The following is a 16,114-nucleotide window of genomic DNA, read 5'->3' on the forward strand; positions in this document are numbered from 1 at the left end:
GAAACCGGTGCAAGTTAAGAGAAAACTAACGCAACCTTACTGACCACTCTTCACAGTAGTCCAAGTACGATTGACTAAACGTTGCGTTTTGCTATCAAAAGGCAGCATGGTAAAGAGATTTTTCAGCACATCTTCAGTAGGATAAATCGCTGGATTACTGGTGATCTCTTTCTTGATGAACTCTTGAGAGGCTTTATTGCCGTTTGCATAAGAGACTGCATCCGAAATGCGAGCCATGTTCTTTGGCTCCATTAAGAAGTTAATGAACTCATGAGCTTCAGCGACATTCTTGGCATCTTTAGGGATAGCCATTTGGTCAAACCACATTAAGCTACCTTCTTTAGGCACACTGTATTTTACAGTGATGCCGTTTTTCGCTTCTGCTGCGCGCGATTCTGCTTGAAAAATATCGCCAGAATAGCCAATCGCTACGCAAATATCGCCATTGGCGAGGGCAGTAATGTATTCAGAAGAGTGGAATTTTTTAATGTAAGGACGCACTTTCAGCAGTAGTTCTTCAACTTTTTTCAAATTGTCAGCACTTAAGTCTTTAGGTTCTAAACCTAAATATTTCATAGCAGGTGGAATAATTTCAGAGGGTGAGTCTAAAACATAAATACCGCACTCGGCGAGCTTGCTAGCCACTTCGGGTTTGAACACCATATCCCAAGAATCAACTGGTGCATCGGGTAACAGCTTTTTCACCTTCTCTTCAGAATAGCCGATGCCTATAGTGCCCCAAAGATAGTTAACTGAGTATTCATTACCCGGATCATACGCAGCGATACGCTCGTTGATCATATCCCAGCTATTACTCAGATTAGGGATTTTGGATTTGTCTAATTTTTGGAAGACACCCGCTTCAATTTGGCGGCCAAGGAAGTTAGCACTAGGTACGACTAGATCATAACCTGAAGCACCTGCCAATAGTTTGGTCTCTAGCAGTTCATTAGTATCAAATACATCATAGTTGACTTTAATGCCAGTTTTCTCGGTAAATTCCTTGAGTACATCGTTATCAACATAGTCAGACCAGTTGTAGACATTCAAGCTACGATCTGCAGCGCTGGCTGCGGTAGTACTAAGAGCTAAGGTCGTAGCGACCATGACTGACATTGCCAACTTTTTGAAATGAGCCAATGTTTCCTTCATCTGAAATTTTCCCCTTAGATTTAAACTAATTCCTCAAAAGACTGCTTCATTATAGGGATTAAGCCTAATTTTGATGAACACTTTTTTCACTTATGTGAATGTGATCACAATATGGCTTTTGTACCCTAGTAGGTCAAGTCATTTGACCTCATTATGACTGTTTATTCCTAAAAAAATTCCTAAGATCACCAATAGCTTAGATAGTCTAACTTCTCTGCTAGGAGTTGCTGCTCTGCAGCATGTCTAGTTGTACTTATTTAACAAGCTAGAGTTGACTTTTTAACAACGACCTCGGAAAATGTGATCACATAATCTCAATAACCGACTAGAAACTAGTCCGAAGCGTGCAATCATGAGCGATCAAAACACTCATATCTCTCTCCAATCAGACTCTCAAGACGATTTAAAAGACCTCATTCGCCGTTATCAAATCGATGAAGTTGAATGTGTTGTGGCCGATATTCACGGTGTTGCCCGTGGCAAAGTCATGCCAGCCTCACGTTTTGGCGAATTACAGCCAGCCTTTTTGCCGTTTAGTATTTTCTTCCAAACCATTACAGGTAAGTATTTCGAGTTTGATTCCGAAGAGTACACCACCGAAATTGATCTACGTTTAGTTCCTGATTTATCGACCGTACGGGCTTTACCTTGGGCGCGTCATCCTAGTTTGATGGTGATTCATGATCTCTACTATCAAAATGGTATGCCGGTTCCTTGTGCACCACGGAATGTGTTACGCCGTGTCATCAATAAATATGCGGATAAAGGCTGGAAAGCCATTGTTGCGCCCGAATTAGAGTTTTATCTCACCGAACGCAATATTGACCCCGATATTCCTCTTAAACCACCGGTGGGACGCTCAGGTCGTCAAAGTGTTGGCCGCCAAGCCTTTTCAATGATGGCTTTGGATGAGTACGAACCGATTATTGAAGATATTTATAAGTTTGCCAGTGCCCAAGGTTTGGAAATCAATACGATTATCCAAGAGGGCGGCCCTGCACAACTTGAAATTAACCTCATGCACGGTGATCCGTTGTTATTGGCAGATCATGTCTTCATCTTCAAACGCTTAATTCGCGAAGCGGCTATGCGCCACAACTGCTATGCCACCTTTATGGCTAAGCCGATGGAGTTGCAACCCGGTAGTGCCATGCACATTCATCAAAGTGTTGTCGATGCCAAAACTGGCAAAAACATTTTCTCTGATGCAAAAGGTGAGCCAACCCCATTGTTCTACAATTTCATTGCAGGTCAACAGACGTATTTAGAAGCCGCTACCTGCATTATGGCTCCTTATGTCAATTCATTCCGCCGCTTAATGCCGGGCTATTCGGCACCGATTAATTTGGAATGGTCCGTAGACAATCGCTCAGCGGGTTTGCGTGTTCCACGTAGTCCGCCAGAAGCGCGTCGAGTAGAGAATCGGATTGCAGGGATGGACACCAATCCTTATCTAGCCATTGCGGCAAGCCTAGCGACTGGCTATTTAGGCATGGCTCATCGTTTGGAACCGAGTACTGAGTTCTTAGGTAATGCTCAGCAGGATACCAAATACGGTTTACCCCGTGGTTTGCAGGAAGCGATGGTTGCCTTTGATGATTGTGAAGAATTACAGGATTTATTAGGTCATCAATTCTCGGATATTTATAAAGCACTCAAAGCCTGTGAATTTGAAGAGTATATGCAAGTTGTCAGCCCTTGGGAGCGTGAGCACTTGTTACTGACCGTTTAAGGAAGGAATGACGATGACAAATTATCAAGCACAAGATGCAGCTCATCATATTCACCCATTCACTGATACTGCGCATTTGAATCAAAAAGGGGCGCGGATCATTACACGCGCGGAAGGCGTTTATATTTATGACAGCAAAGGCAATCGCATTCTTGATGGCATGGCAGGCTTATGGTGTGTCGGGGTCGGCTATGGGCGGGAAGAAATCGTCCAAGCCGTCGCTACACAAATGCGTGAACTCCCGTACTACAACACCTTTTTCCAAACCAGCCACCCGCCCGTTATAGAGCTGGCAGCACGGTTGACGAGTTTGGCACCCGAGCAAATGAATCATGTGTTTTTCACCGGTTCTGGCTCCGATGCGAATGATACGATTTTGCGGATGGTGCGGCATTTCTGGGCGGCACAAGGTCAGAAAGAACGTAGTGTGATTATCTCGCGTAAAAATGCTTATCATGGCTCAACCGTAGCGGGTGCAAGCTTAGGTGGTTTTAGTGTGGTGCACGAGCAGGGCGGTTTGCCGATTCCGGGCATTGTGCACATTAACCAACCTTACTGGTATGGCGAAGGTGGTGATCTTGACCCGAATGAATTTGGTCTGCACCGCGCTCGTGAATTAGAAGCGAAGATTTTAGAAGTGGGTGCCGATAAAGTCGCTGCTTTCATTGGTGAGCCGATTCAGGGTGCTGGTGGTGTTGTTATTCCTCCGGCTAGCTATTGGCCAGAGGTTGAGCGTATTTGTCGCAAATATGACATTCTTTTGATTGCAGATGAAGTGATTACTGGCTTTGGACGCACAGGCGAATGGTTTGGCTCAGAGTATTTCGGGATCAAGCCGGATTTAATGACGATTGCCAAAGGCCTAACCGCTGGCTACTTGCCGATGGGTGGGGTGTTGGTGAGTGATCGTGTATTCGACGTGGTGGCGAATCATGGTGAGTTCTATCATGGTTATACCTACTCAGGACACCCTGCTGCTTGTGCAGCGGCTTTAGCAACGTTGAATATTTTAGAGCGGGAGAATTTGCCGGGGAGGGTTAAATCTGCAATTGGCCCGTATATGCAAGAACGCTGGTTAAAATTAGCCGAGCATCCACTCATTGGTGAGGCACGTATGGTCGGTTTAGTTGGTGGGATTGAGCTGACACCTAATAAAGCGAAGCGTGCGCCTTTCAAGGTTGAGAAAGGTACGGTTGGTTTAATGTGCCGCGAAAACAGCTTTAATAATGGTTTAGTCATGCGCCACGTGGGTGACACCATGATTATCTCGCCGCCACTGATAATTAGTGAATCTGAGGTCGATGAGCTGATTGAAAAAGCGACACGCACTTTAGATCAAACTTATCAGCAAGCTAAGGATCAAGGTCTCTTAAGTTAATGTCTGCTAGTGTCCTTTATGCAAACGATCAGCCGGGGCAACACCCGGCTTCTTGGTACGCCGCAAGTGCTAATTCATTCCCTGCATTTCCTTCGCTAGCGGGCAAAGCGACTACTGATGTTTGTATTGTGGGGGGAGGTTACACGGGTTTATCTGCTGCCTTGCATCTAGCTGAAGCGGGCTATCGAGTCGTGCTCTTAGAAGCACATCGAGTCGGTTGGGGCGCTTCAGGACGCAATGGCGGGCAGGTCGGTACGGGATTAAATAAAGACCAAGCTGAACTGGAGTCGATGTTGGGTAAAATCCAAGCCCGAGCACTCTGGGATTTGTCTTTAGAAGCGGTGCAACTATGTAAAGATTTAATTCATAAGCACAAAATTCAATGTGATCTGCAAGCTGGTATTATTCATGCGGATCATCGCCAACGCTTCGTCAAAGGAAGCCGCGAGTTTGCAGAAAAACTTCAGCGTGATTATGCCTATCAGGCGATTCGTTTCTTAGATCAAGCTGCGCTTCAACAGGAGTTGCATTCACCAATCTATTACGGGGGCGTACTGAATTTAGGTGCTGCGCATTTACATCCCCTCAATTATGCTTTGGGCTTAGCACAAGCCGCGCAACAAGCCGGTGCGACTATCTATGAGCGCTCGCCCGTTCTAAGTTATCGTGCTGGAAGTCAGGTTGAAGTCAGTACCGCATGCGGGAAAGTGACAGCTAGCTATCTGATTTTGGCTTGCAATGGTTATTTAGATAACTTAGAACCTAAAGTTGCGGCACGTGTCATGCCAATTAATAATTATATTGTCGCTACCGAGCCTTTAAGCTTGGCTCAAGTCCAAGAGTTAATCCCTAACCGTTATGCAGTGGCTGATTCAGCTTTTGTAGTGAATTATTTCCGCTTGAGTGCTGATAATCGTTTGTTGTTTGGTGGCGGTGAGAGTTATAGCTTCAAGTTTCCGCAAGATATTCCAGCTTTAGTTCGTCCAAGAATGCTCAGTGTTTTCCCTCAGTTAGCAGATGCCCAAATTGATTATGCTTGGGGAGGGACTTTGGCAGTGACAGCCAATCGTTTGCCTTATTTTACACGCTTACAGCCGAATGTTTTTTCAGTGAGTGGTTATTCGGGGCATGGGGTGGCTTTGGCGACTTTGGCTGGTAAGTTACTGTCTGAAGTCGTTTCAGGTACGGCTGAGCGTTTTGATGTCATGACAAGATTACCAAATTGGCCTTTTCCGGGGGGCACTTTATTCCGTTGGCCCTTACTGGTGACAGCAATGTTATATTATTCACTTAGAGACAAACTATAACTCTAAGGAGTTAAACTCATGTCAACCTTATGGTCACAAGACCTCTTCATTAAAGCTTGGGAATATGCCTCCCTCGCCCATCAGGGTCAAACCTATTCTACCCCTGTTGCAGAAATACGCTTAGATTACTTGACGCATATCGGTGCAGTCGCGATGGAACTAATGCATGGTTTAGCGTTAGATCAGCAGAGTTTGGACTTTGATTATGCGCTGCAATGTGCCTTACTGCATGATGTATTGGAAGATACACCTCGGACTTATCCTGAACTGGCTGCTAAGTTTGGCAGCAAGATTGCCGATGGGGTTGCTGCCTTAAGTAAAAATCCTGATTTGCCCCGTACTGTGCAGATGTTGGACTCGCTCAAACGCATTCAGCAGCAACCTAAAGAAGTATGGGCGGTGAAATTAGCAGATCGTATCAATAATTTATCAGCTCCCCCCGCACATTGGACAGTTGAACGCAAATTAGCGTATCGAGCTGAAGCACAAGTTATTTATGATCATTTGCATCCTGCACATACCTTATTAGCTGCCCGCTTACGGCAAAAAATTACAGAGTATGCTCAGTACTTACAATCATACTAAAAAGTCCATAGTAGGTATCTGTTTTGCTTAGAATATCTAAAAATCTGCTTAAGTCTACTTAGGTCTCAGATTATTGTGCATAGCAACAAAATAGGAAATAGAGTAGGCTATAGTTAGTGCTGTGAATATCTTTTTTAGAGATTTTCATATCGGAATATATCACTTTTTTCGCTTTAAAAGATCGCGGATACTACACCGCATTAAGAAGTTTTGAAGGATTAGCATGATGCTGTTCAATCGACAACAGACACAATTAAAAACCTTACCGCACCTCGATTGGTTAGAAGCAGAGGCAATTCATATTATGCGTGAGGTCGCTGGGCAATGTTCTAACCCTGTTCTGTTGTTCTCGGGTGGTAAAGATTCAATTTGTATGTTGCGGATTGCTGAGAAAGCGTTTCGTCCGGGGCGTTTTCCTTTCCCGTTAATGCATATTGACACGGGTCACAACTATAAAGAAGTGACAGATTTTCGTGACAAACGTGCGGCTGAATTAGGCGAGCGTTTAATTGTGCGTTCGGTTGAGGATTCCATGAAGCGTGGCACGGTGGTGCTCAAACATGCAAACGAATCCCGCAATAAGCATCAATCCGTGACTTTATTAGAGGCGATTGAAGAATTCGGTTTTGATGCTTGTATCGGCGGTGCACGGCGTGATGAAGAAAAAGCGCGTGCTAAAGAGCGTATCATGAGCTTCCGTGATGAGTTCGGTCAGTGGGATCCGAAAAACCAGCGTCCTGAGTTATGGGACTTATACAATGCACGCGCTCACAAAGGTGAAAATATTCGTGCTTTCCCGATTTCTAACTGGACTGAATTAGATGTATGGCAATACATCCAGCGCGAAGGTTTAGAATTACCCAGTATTTATTTTGCACATCAACGCCCTATCGTGCGTCGCCAAGGTTCGATTGTGCCTGTGACTGAGTTAACTCCAGCGAAAGCAGGCGAACAGATTATTGATCTACAAGTTCGCTTCCGTACGGTTGGTGATATTACTTGTACTGCACCCGTAGAGTCGGATGCCGATAGCGTTGAAAAGATTATTGCTGAAACGGCGACAACGACCATTACTGAGCGCGGTGCCACCCGCTTAGATGATCAGGCGAGTGAAGCAGCGATGGAACAACGCAAGAAAGAGGGGTACTTCTAAATGCAACTGATTGAAGATCACGGCTTGCTGCGTTTCTTAACTTGCGGCAGTGTGGATGATGGTAAAAGTACCTTAATTGGACGTTTATTGTTCGATTCTAAAGCGATTCTTGCGGACACTTTGAGTGCGATTGAGAAAACCTCACTCAAGCGTGGCATGCAAGATGTAGATTTATCACTGCTGACCGATGGCTTACAAGCTGAGCGTGAACAGGGCATTACTATTGATGTCGCTTACCGCTACTTCTCGACGGGTACACGCAAATATATTATTGCGGATGCGCCCGGTCATGAGCAGTACACCCGTAATATGGTGACAGCGGCATCAACCGCAAACTTAGCCATCATCTTGATTGATGCACGTAAAGGCGTACAGCCACAAACGCGCCGCCATTCTTATTTAGCGCATTTGGTCGGAATTCCGCACTTAGTAGTTGCTGTAAATAAAATGGATTTGGTGGATTACAGCCAAGCACGCTTTGAAGAAATTAAGGCGGATTATTTGGCCTTTGCCGCCCAATTAGGCATTCAAGATGTGCGTTTTATCCCATTATCAGCTCTGAAAGGCGATATGGTGGTGGATCGTAGCGAGAACCTAGTTTGGTACGATGGCGATACTTTAATGGAGATTTTGGAAGCTGCTCCGGCTGCGCATACCGAGCATGATGAGCCTTTCCGTTTCCCTGTGCAGTATGTTTGCCGCCCACAAGATTCGACTAATCCAGAGCTACATGATTATCGTGGCTTCATGGGGCGGGTTGAGTCCGGTAGCATTAAAGTCGGTGATGCAGTGACGGTATTACCTTCGGGACGCACCAGTATCGTGAAGGCGATTGAATTAGGGGGGGAGCCACTGCGGGAAGCGATTACTGAGCAATCAGTGACCCTGCTACTCACCGATGAAATCGATATTTCCCGTGGCGATATGATCGTAAAAACTGATGCCTTACCAACTCAAACTAAGCAAGTTGATGCGACCGTTTGCTGGTTAGCCGAAGCACCTCTAGACCGTGCCCGTACTTATCTGCTTCGTCACACGACGCGTGAAACCAAAGCGAAAGTAGCTGCGATTGAATGGCGTGTGGATATTAATACGCTAGAGCGTCAAGCAGCCGAACGCTTGCAGATGAATGATATTGCGCAAGTGAGCTTCAAATTGGCTCAGCCTTTATTGACTGATCCGTATGTAGATAACCGTGGTACAGGTGCTTTTATTATTATTGATGAAAGTACCAATAATACCGTCGGTGCTGGAATGATCACTAAGTTAGCCGCTTAAACGAGCAGCTTACTTAAGGATGCTGAATCGCCACTGTTGTGGCGATTCGTTTTTGTAGCAGGTTTATTGAGCTTGATACTTAGTCAAAATAACTTCAGTCACATTGCCTTCTTCATTATGCTGCATTTTTACGGTTAGCTGATTTAATTCAGGGGCGATCCATAAGGTAGTCTGGCGCTCGCCACCATCGCGGTTAATTTGTACTTTTTCGCACTGATATTGCCCGAAAGGGGTTTCGACAGTTTCCTTGCCTAAACGTTGAAACTGGTAATTTTTTAATTTGCCGCGCTCAGTCACATTGTATTTAAGTGAGCGATTCGCCGCTAAATCTTCTCTAACCCATAGTTCAACCACTGCTGGGTCAATCGTTCCCGTGGGGACATTCAAGCTATAGTCTTGACCGTTGAGATTGCCTTTTACTTGATTAGGATTGGTGAAGCTATATTGATCGATTTTAGATTTACGCCGACTTTTATGCTGATAGAGATACTGCTGAGTTTGTAATTTATTGCCTTGTTTAACACCAATACTGCGCTCAGTTAAGACATCGCCGCTTAATAAAGCGGCCATGCCATTGGCTTTGGTTTGCTTGAGGAAGGTATAGCCATTGTTGCTATAACTCAAAGTTACAGTGGTATCGCCCACGGTTAAACCAGAATTGGACACACTGTAGCTGGCTTGATAAGCCTTCAAAGCCGCTACAGCCGGCAAGCTCACAAGGCTCAAGAAACCCGCTAGTGCGCAAACACCTGCTTGTTTAAACATACTACATATCCTGTATTTGTAATTGTGTTTACTTAGATAATTTGACCGAAGCTCTAAGGCTCAGTTCAAATGAGACCTTTTTAACTTAGCATGCATAGCAGCCCTCTTCATGATCCTTGAAGAATTATCTGGTTTTACCGTCGAATCACCCTGTAAATCTAAAAGCAGCACACTTAGGTGCAAAGCCGTTTGACAGTCCGTGAGCAATCACGTAACGTCCAGCGCGTCTAGGTGCACTTTTTGAAGTGTTAAACGGGAAGCTGGTATAAGCCAGCGCTGCCCCCGCAACGGTCAGTAAGCTTGCTGCTATACGCCACTGTGCTTAATGCATGGGAAGGTGCAGTATTCGACATACAGTCACTTACAAGCCCGGATACCGGCCTAGCTCGTGTGGTGACTGCAACTGCATGTCATTTTTCCCAAGCAGCTACGCGGTGGGCGTGGCAAATAGGAATTCATATTATGAAAACCTCTATTCTGGCTGTATTAGGCAGTGTGAGCCTAAGCGTAGTCTCTTTCCCTAGTTTCGTCTGGGCTGAACCAGCCAATAATGAAATTGAAATCATCATCACCGCCGGGCGTAAAGCACAAACCGCTGATGAAAATTTAGCACCTGTTACCATAATCACCCGCCAAGAAATCGAGCAAACCCAAGCTAGTAGTATTGCGGAAGTCTTAGAGCAAACCCCCGGTTTATCTTTAACCAGCAGCGGTTATATGGGTAAACAAACTTCAGTCCATTTGCGTGGTACGAATGACAACCATGTTTTAGTGCTCATCGATGGGGTGAAGGTAGGATCGGCAACTTTAGGCACTACACCCCTTGAGTTGTTTCCTTTAGCTCAAGTAGAGCGCATTGAAATCGTGCGTGGACCACGTTCTAGTCTGTATGGCTCTGAAGCGATCGGTGGTGTTATTCAGATCTTTACTCGTAAAGGTAGCGGCAGCAAAGGCATTCAGCCCCAAGCTTCAGCTTCCTACGGTAGCTTCAATACTGCAAAAGCTAGTGCAGGGATTGGTAGTGGTTCGGGCGAGGGGGCTTGGTTCAATCTAAACGTAGCAACCGAGCGCACGGATGGGATTAATGCGCAGGATTTCTACACGACTTATTTGCCGGATTTCTCCACTGCTAAAGTTTATGAGTCGGATAAAGATGGCTATAAAAACAATAACTTCTCATTACGGGCAGGTAATCGCTTTGAAAATGGGATGCGTGCCGAAGCAGGGGTGATGCAAGCTCAAGGTGAAAGTGATTTTGATGGCCAGTATCAAAACGAAAACCGCTTTAAGCAGCAAGTCACCCACGGCAAATTCAGTGCCCCTATAGGTTCAAGTACGACAGTAACGACGCAACTTGGGCATTCACTTGATAAGCAAGATAGTTATAAAGATAGCGTCTTCCAAGAGCGCTTCCAGACCAAGCGCAGCAGTGCCACACTACAAGCCGATATGCAATTAGGAGCAGCGGGTAATGTGACTACAGGTTTAGATCAAATTAAAGATACAGTCAGTGGCACGACCGACTATGCTGTCACCTCACGCAAAAACACGGGTTTATTTGCGAGTTACCAACTCACTGTAGGTGACAATAAATTCGATATTTCTGCTCGCCAAGACGACAATGAGCAGTTTGGCAAAAAAGTCACGGGTGGCATTGCCTTGGCCCATGAGTTTTCAGAAGGTTTGCGGGCAACGGCTTCTTATGGCACGGCTTTTAAAGCGCCTACTTTTAATGACCTGTATTATCCTTTCAGTGGTAATGCCGATTTAAAACCAGAAAATAGCAAAAATCTAGAGTTGGGGATCACAGGACGTTTAGCCCGTGGTGAGTGGGCAATTGCTGCTTTCCAAAACAAGATTGATGATTTAATTCAATGGCGTGATACGGGTGCTGGTATTTGGAAACCAATGAACGTGGCTGCTGCGAAAATTAATGGCTTAGAACTATCCGCCGCCCAGCGGTTAGGTGATTGGCAAGTTTCAGGTAATGCCACCTTCCAACAGCCAGAAGTAGCCAGTGGCGAGCAAGCGGGTGATTTATTGATTAACCGCCCCAAGCAAATTTTTAATCTGGATGCAGAGCGTCAATTAGGGCGCATATCCGTAGGGGCTGCGATCCATGCTGAGGGACGTCGTTATAATGATACGGCTAACCTCGAAGCTTTAGCGGGTTTTGGTACTTTAGATTTACGTGCGAAATATGCACTTAATCGTGATTTAGCCGTCAGTGCAAAACTAGCTAATGTCTTAGATAAAGATTATGAACTACGCAAGGGTTATAACCAGCCCGGTGTAAATGGGATGCTGACGTTGGAGTATCAGCCGAAGTAAAGAAAAAGCGGCGGCATTTAATAGTCGCCGCTTCTGAACTACTGCTTTAAATCAGTGGCTACCCATACATCAGCAGTAGAGCCACGGGTAAAACTAATTACATCGCTGGCATTGTCACTGGTAAATCGCCCAGCCTTAATGATTTGATCATAAGGTGAAAACCAAGCATGTGCTTTCTGATTAGTACCGAATTTACCGTCTTCAGCCAGTGCTAGATAAATACCGCCCGTCTCAGTGGGCAGGTAACTGGCTATATCGTCTTTACCATCAGCATTAAAATCACCTGCTACGAGTTGGCTAACTCCGGTGGCTAAGGTGCTATGCCAAACGGTCGTAGTCGTGAAGCTAGCACCGGTAGAAAGGCTGACCTTAAGTTCACCATTGCTAAAGCTAAAGCCTAAGTCAGCTTGTTTATCACCATTGAAATCACCAACCACGATTTGCTGCACGTTTGAAGGTAATTCACTGCTCCATTGATTCTGAGTTCCAAACGCGTTGCCGCTCGATAAATTCACTAAGATTAAGCGCTTACCACGTTTAATAGTAGCCATATCATCCTTACCATCGCCATTAAAGTCTCCGACTAGAGGTATTCCATCTTGAGCAGTTTTCAGGCTAAACCATAAACTAGGCGCATCGAAACTAGTGCCATTCGAGAGTGCAACATAGATTTGCCGTAAATGATTATGCGTTAAGCTCACCAAATCTGTTTTGCCATCGCCATTAAAATCACCAACTGCAGCTTCTTCATTGCCTAAAGCAAATTGGGTTTTCCATAAAGTTTTGGGTGCTAAGCTCGTTCCAGTCGACAGTGCTACAAAGACTTTATGACTACTGTATTGGGCAAAGCTAGCTACATCATCCAAATTATCGCCATTGAAATCACCAATGAATGGAATAGCTTGTTGTGCTACAAAGGATTCATACCATTTACTGACAGAAGCAAAACCAAATTCTGTTGGACTGACTGTTTTGGGTACTAAGCATTGAGGGTAAGATGTTGCATAAGATTCAACAGTATGGCGCATTTGCTCAGGTACCCGGGAGGCTTCAATGCCATAAGGATGATTAGTACCAAAACTCATGGAGAGATTTTGTGAGCCGCCACTGACTAAATGACAATAACTCATAATTGTACCCGGATGCGTGGCGGTGCTACCACCTGTCAGTGAGCCTAGGCCGGGCAAATTCGTGGCTGGTTGGTAGTTTTGGCATGCTCCACCTGCAGTTGCATAGCAGCAATCAACAGGCAGATTATAACCATGATCAACATCGTAGGCATGGGTGTGAGAACTACCGAAGTTATGGCCTAACTCATGTGCAACGACATAAGCGTCCCAAACAATAAGGGGGCTGTTAGGTGTAAAACTACCACTCATGCCGCCACTGACGCCATAATCATAAGAACCTTGGCTCGCACCCGCATAAGCAGGCGCAGTACAAACACTGGCTATAAAGGCAATCCCACCATTCATTGTGTCTTTGCCGCTTAACAAGTGAACTGTGGTACGGGGAACACTAGCACGCTTGGTTAAGTAATAGGCCTGAAGTTCATAAAGCGCACTATCAGTGCTTAATGCATCCCAAGGATCGGCAGGGCTAGTATATAAGACGATTTCTTTTAGACGTAGGCTAGTTTTAATTTCGGCTTCATAAATGCTAGAGACATAAGCGATTAGATCAACGACATATTGAGCGGCGGCGCTAGCACTGTTGAATAAAGTGTAAAACTCATAATCTGTTTCGATGATTAAATCAGCAGAATAACTTATACCATTGCCAAGTTCAGCGCGGTGTGGTGAACTTAATTTAGCTTTTACCCCAGCTGGTAAGGGTGGTTTGAACTTGTTAGTCCCATCCACCCCACAACTAAAATCCTTCTGTTTAAAGTCTTGCTCTGGAGCTAAAGCGCGTGCCTTAAACTCCTTGGTCTGCGCTTTAGAATGCTCGCTCACATAAATTTGCCCATCGAGTTGTACAATAGAGCGCGTCTTGCCATCTGCATCGACCGCCATGAAGGCAGACGAGTTGGCTTGGTCGGTGATTGCGCCATAGAAATAATGGGTCTGTGGTAGTGCTAGGCTCTGCGTACCCGTCTTGCTTTTCACGGTGATTTTGGTATCTGAGGTGAAAGCGTGGAATCTTGTTAATTGGAGATTAGCTGTTTTGCTAGGGTCTAAAGGACTTGCAAGTAACTGAGCCTGTTCAGCCTGATAGAGTGCGCTCGCCAAATTGGCTTGGTTAAAGTTGAGTACTTCAACAGCGAAGAGGGGTTTTGAAATGAGGTTCACTGCCAATGCCCAAAACATTAGACGCAAGAGCGATTTAGCAAAGCTCATGAAATATATACCTTTGAAATTTGATAAAGAATTAAGCTCTAATCAATACCTTGAGAGCCGAACCTAACGAGGAGTTGGTTGTAACTTTATCCCTAAACTAGCGCTTATGCTAATCTTTCTCATAAGACTTATTTACAGGTAGTGATTCATGCAAGATCAGTTCAAAAAAGCCCAAATATTCTTGAGTTTACACCAGCAAAATCACACTTTTGTAATGCCTAATGCTTGGGATGCCGGTAGCGCTAAGATGTTAGCCTCAGCAGGTTTTAAAGCAATTGCTACTACCAGTGCAGGTATTGCTTTTTCTTTAGGGCGACCCGATAGTGAAAATGCCGTGAGTCGTGATGAAATGTTACAGTCTATTCAAAGGATTGTTCAGGCAGTAAGTTTGCCAGTAAGTGCTGATTTAGAGGCTGGTTTTGGTCGTACGCCCGAAGTAGTGGCTGAAACCATTCAACTAGCCATTAAAGCAGGAGCCGTGGGTGGAAATATTGAGGATTTCACCAGTGATAAGCAGAAGCCTTTGTTCGATAGAGCTTTAGCTAGAGACAGGATTCGAGCTGCACGTTTGGCTGCTGATAATTTTAAATGGCCTTTTGTTTTAACCGCACGTACAGATTGTTATTTAGTGGAGCATGCTAATCCTTTTGCCGAGGCTTTAGAGCGGGCGCAACTGTATTGCGAGGCTGGCGCAGATTGTATTTTCGTGCCGGGTGTGAAAGATCTAAACACTATTGAACAGTTAGTAAGGCAGATTCCCAAGCCCCTATCTGTAGTTGTTGGCTTAAAGGGTAGTCCTTTTAGTGTCCAGCAGTTAGCCAATATTGGTGTGTGTCGGATTACTATTGGTGGGAGTTTAGCGCGTGCTACCTATGCTTTGATTCGTAAAGCTGCTCAGGAAATGCTGGTGAGCGGACAGTTTTCTTATGCAGAAGAACAGATTCCAGATAGCGAGCTGTGTGAGTTTTTTGCTAAAACTTATGCAACCTAAGTGTTTCCTTATGTCGTCTTATTGAGTAGTTTGTTAGAGGGTGTGCTAAGTTTAGAGGCAAATCATGAACTTCGATAAGGATAATAATAATGTTGATCAAAACTGCTGATGATAAAAACACTGATTTAGTGCTACTAGAAAAGCTACTCGCTTATCCTAATTTAACGGATATTCAAAAAAAGAATATTGAGCAAGAGTTGCGTTTTCTAAAAGCAGGGTTGAAAACAGAAGCGGATGTACAGTACTTGATCGACTTCGATTTCAAAGACTCTAAGAATTATGCAGCAATTCATGATCTACGCTTAGAGGTGAATGGCAGAGTAGCGCAGATTGATCATTTGTTAATTAATCGTACCTTAGACATTTTTGTATTAGAAACCAAGTCATTTCACGCAGGTCTGAAAATTAATGATAAGGGTGAGTTCTTGCGATGGAATGACTATAAGAAAACGTTTGAGGGGATGGCGTCACCTATCGAGCAGAATCAACGCCATTTAAAAGTATTACAAGAGGTCTTAGAACACCTTGATTTGCCAAAGCGTTTAGGTTTTCGCTTAACGCCAAAGCTCATTCCCGTGGTGCTGGTTTCGCCTAATGCACGCATTGATCGACCGGCTAAATTCGATACGAGCTCTGTGATTAAAGCGGATAGTATAAAGCGCTATATTATGGAGTTTTATGATGACTCTGCAACTTCAGCTCTCAAGAATCCTCTCAGTACTTTAAGCGCAGTTTCTCGAATTGTTGCTTCTGACACAGTGGATGATTTGGCTAAAAAACTAGTTGCCTTACATAAGCCCATCCGTATTGATTACAACGCTAAATTTGATATTCGTGAACCCATGCTAACCAAGTCATCGCAGTTATGCCGTCATTGCAATAGTAGTCACCTGACCGTTTTACATGGTAAATACGGTTATTATTTCAAGTGTCAAGATTGCCAAGGCAATATCGCTATAAAACCACAATGTGATCAAGAAAACTGTGTCGCACGGATTCGTAAAGAAGGAAGTCAGTTTTTCCGTGAATGCACCGCCTGCAAATCTAGTAAATTGTATTTCACTAATACGGCCACAGTACCTGCTTAATCCTACTCAGCTCAT

12 protein-coding genes and 1 riboswitch are annotated in these 16,114 nt (G+C 44.7%); of the genes, 9 read left to right on the forward strand and 3 right to left on the reverse strand.

Annotation, left to right across the window (positions count from 1 at the left end):
• Positions 1-36: 36 nt before the first annotated feature.
• On the reverse strand, positions 37-1,152 hold the full coding sequence (locus Q0307_RS09640; protein WP_298659916.1) for a polyamine ABC transporter substrate-binding protein: 1,116 nt from the start codon (positions 1,150-1,152) through the stop codon (positions 37-39).
• A gap of 352 nt (positions 1,153-1,504) precedes the next feature.
• On the opposite strand from Q0307_RS09640, the gene Q0307_RS09645 reads away from it, so the two are divergent.
• From Q0307_RS09645 to cysN, 6 genes are all read left to right on the forward strand, one after another.
• The gene (locus tag Q0307_RS09645; protein WP_298659918.1) at positions 1,505-2,884 is read left to right on the forward strand and encodes a glutamine synthetase family protein; all 1,380 of its coding nucleotides are present in this window, start codon (positions 1,505-1,507) and stop codon (positions 2,882-2,884) included.
• Positions 2,885-2,897: 13 nt separating this feature from the next.
• The gene (locus tag Q0307_RS09650; RefSeq protein ID WP_298659920.1) at positions 2,898-4,262 is read left to right on the forward strand and encodes an aspartate aminotransferase family protein; all 1,365 of its coding nucleotides are present in this window, start codon (positions 2,898-2,900) and stop codon (positions 4,260-4,262) included.
• A complete protein-coding gene (locus Q0307_RS09655; protein WP_298659922.1) occupies positions 4,262-5,569 on the forward strand; it encodes an FAD-binding oxidoreductase in 1,308 nt (435 codons plus the stop codon). Before Q0307_RS09650 ends, Q0307_RS09655 begins: the two co-directional genes overlap by 1 nt.
• An 18-nt stretch (positions 5,570-5,587) precedes the next feature.
• Positions 5,588-6,154, forward strand: a complete 567-nt coding sequence (locus Q0307_RS09660) for an HD domain-containing protein (RefSeq protein ID WP_298659925.1) — start codon at positions 5,588-5,590, stop codon at positions 6,152-6,154.
• 226 nt (positions 6,155-6,380) lie between these two features.
• A complete protein-coding gene (gene cysD / locus Q0307_RS09665) occupies positions 6,381-7,307 on the forward strand; it encodes a sulfate adenylyltransferase subunit CysD (protein WP_366936775.1) in 927 nt (308 codons plus the stop codon).
• Entirely contained in the window at positions 7,308-8,585 is a 1,278-nt protein-coding gene (gene cysN / locus Q0307_RS09670) for a sulfate adenylyltransferase subunit CysN (RefSeq protein ID WP_298659929.1), read from the forward strand.
• A gap of 63 nt (positions 8,586-8,648) precedes the next feature.
• Here the strand turns inward: cysN and Q0307_RS09675 are convergent, their stop codons facing one another.
• Positions 8,649-9,350 carry a DUF3108 domain-containing protein gene (locus tag Q0307_RS09675; protein ID WP_298659931.1) on the reverse strand — a complete coding sequence of 234 codons (702 nt, stop codon included), beginning with the start codon at positions 9,348-9,350 and terminating at the stop codon, positions 8,649-8,651.
• Positions 9,351-9,562: 212 nt separating this feature from the next.
• Positions 9,563-9,750, forward strand: a riboswitch (cobalamin riboswitch).
• A 62-nt stretch (positions 9,751-9,812) separates the two neighbouring features.
• On the opposite strand from Q0307_RS09675, the gene Q0307_RS09680 reads away from it, so the two are divergent.
• Positions 9,813-11,681, forward strand: coding sequence for a TonB-dependent receptor (locus Q0307_RS09680; RefSeq protein ID WP_298659933.1), 1,869 nt, complete (start codon positions 9,813-9,815; stop codon positions 11,679-11,681).
• A 38-nt stretch (positions 11,682-11,719) separates the two neighbouring features.
• On the opposite strand, the gene Q0307_RS09685 is transcribed toward Q0307_RS09680, so the two are convergent.
• Complete coding sequence (locus tag Q0307_RS09685) at positions 11,720-14,020, reverse strand: FG-GAP-like repeat-containing protein (RefSeq protein ID WP_298659935.1); 2,301 nt, start codon at positions 14,018-14,020, stop codon at positions 11,720-11,722.
• Between the two features lie 148 nt (positions 14,021-14,168).
• Here Q0307_RS09685 and Q0307_RS09690 point away from each other — a divergent pair, with 148 nt between their 5' ends.
• Positions 14,169-15,011 carry an isocitrate lyase/phosphoenolpyruvate mutase family protein gene (locus Q0307_RS09690; protein WP_298659938.1) on the forward strand — a complete coding sequence of 281 codons (843 nt, stop codon included), beginning with the start codon at positions 14,169-14,171 and terminating at the stop codon, positions 15,009-15,011.
• Between the two features lie 89 nt (positions 15,012-15,100).
• Entirely contained in the window at positions 15,101-16,099 is a 999-nt protein-coding gene (locus Q0307_RS09695) for a nuclease-related domain-containing protein (RefSeq protein WP_298659940.1), read from the forward strand.
• Positions 16,100-16,114 lie beyond the last annotated feature (15 nt).

The sequence above is a fragment of the uncultured Thiothrix sp. genome (assembly GCF_937873765.1).
GTDB lineage: Bacteria > Pseudomonadota > Gammaproteobacteria > Thiotrichales > Thiotrichaceae > Thiolinea.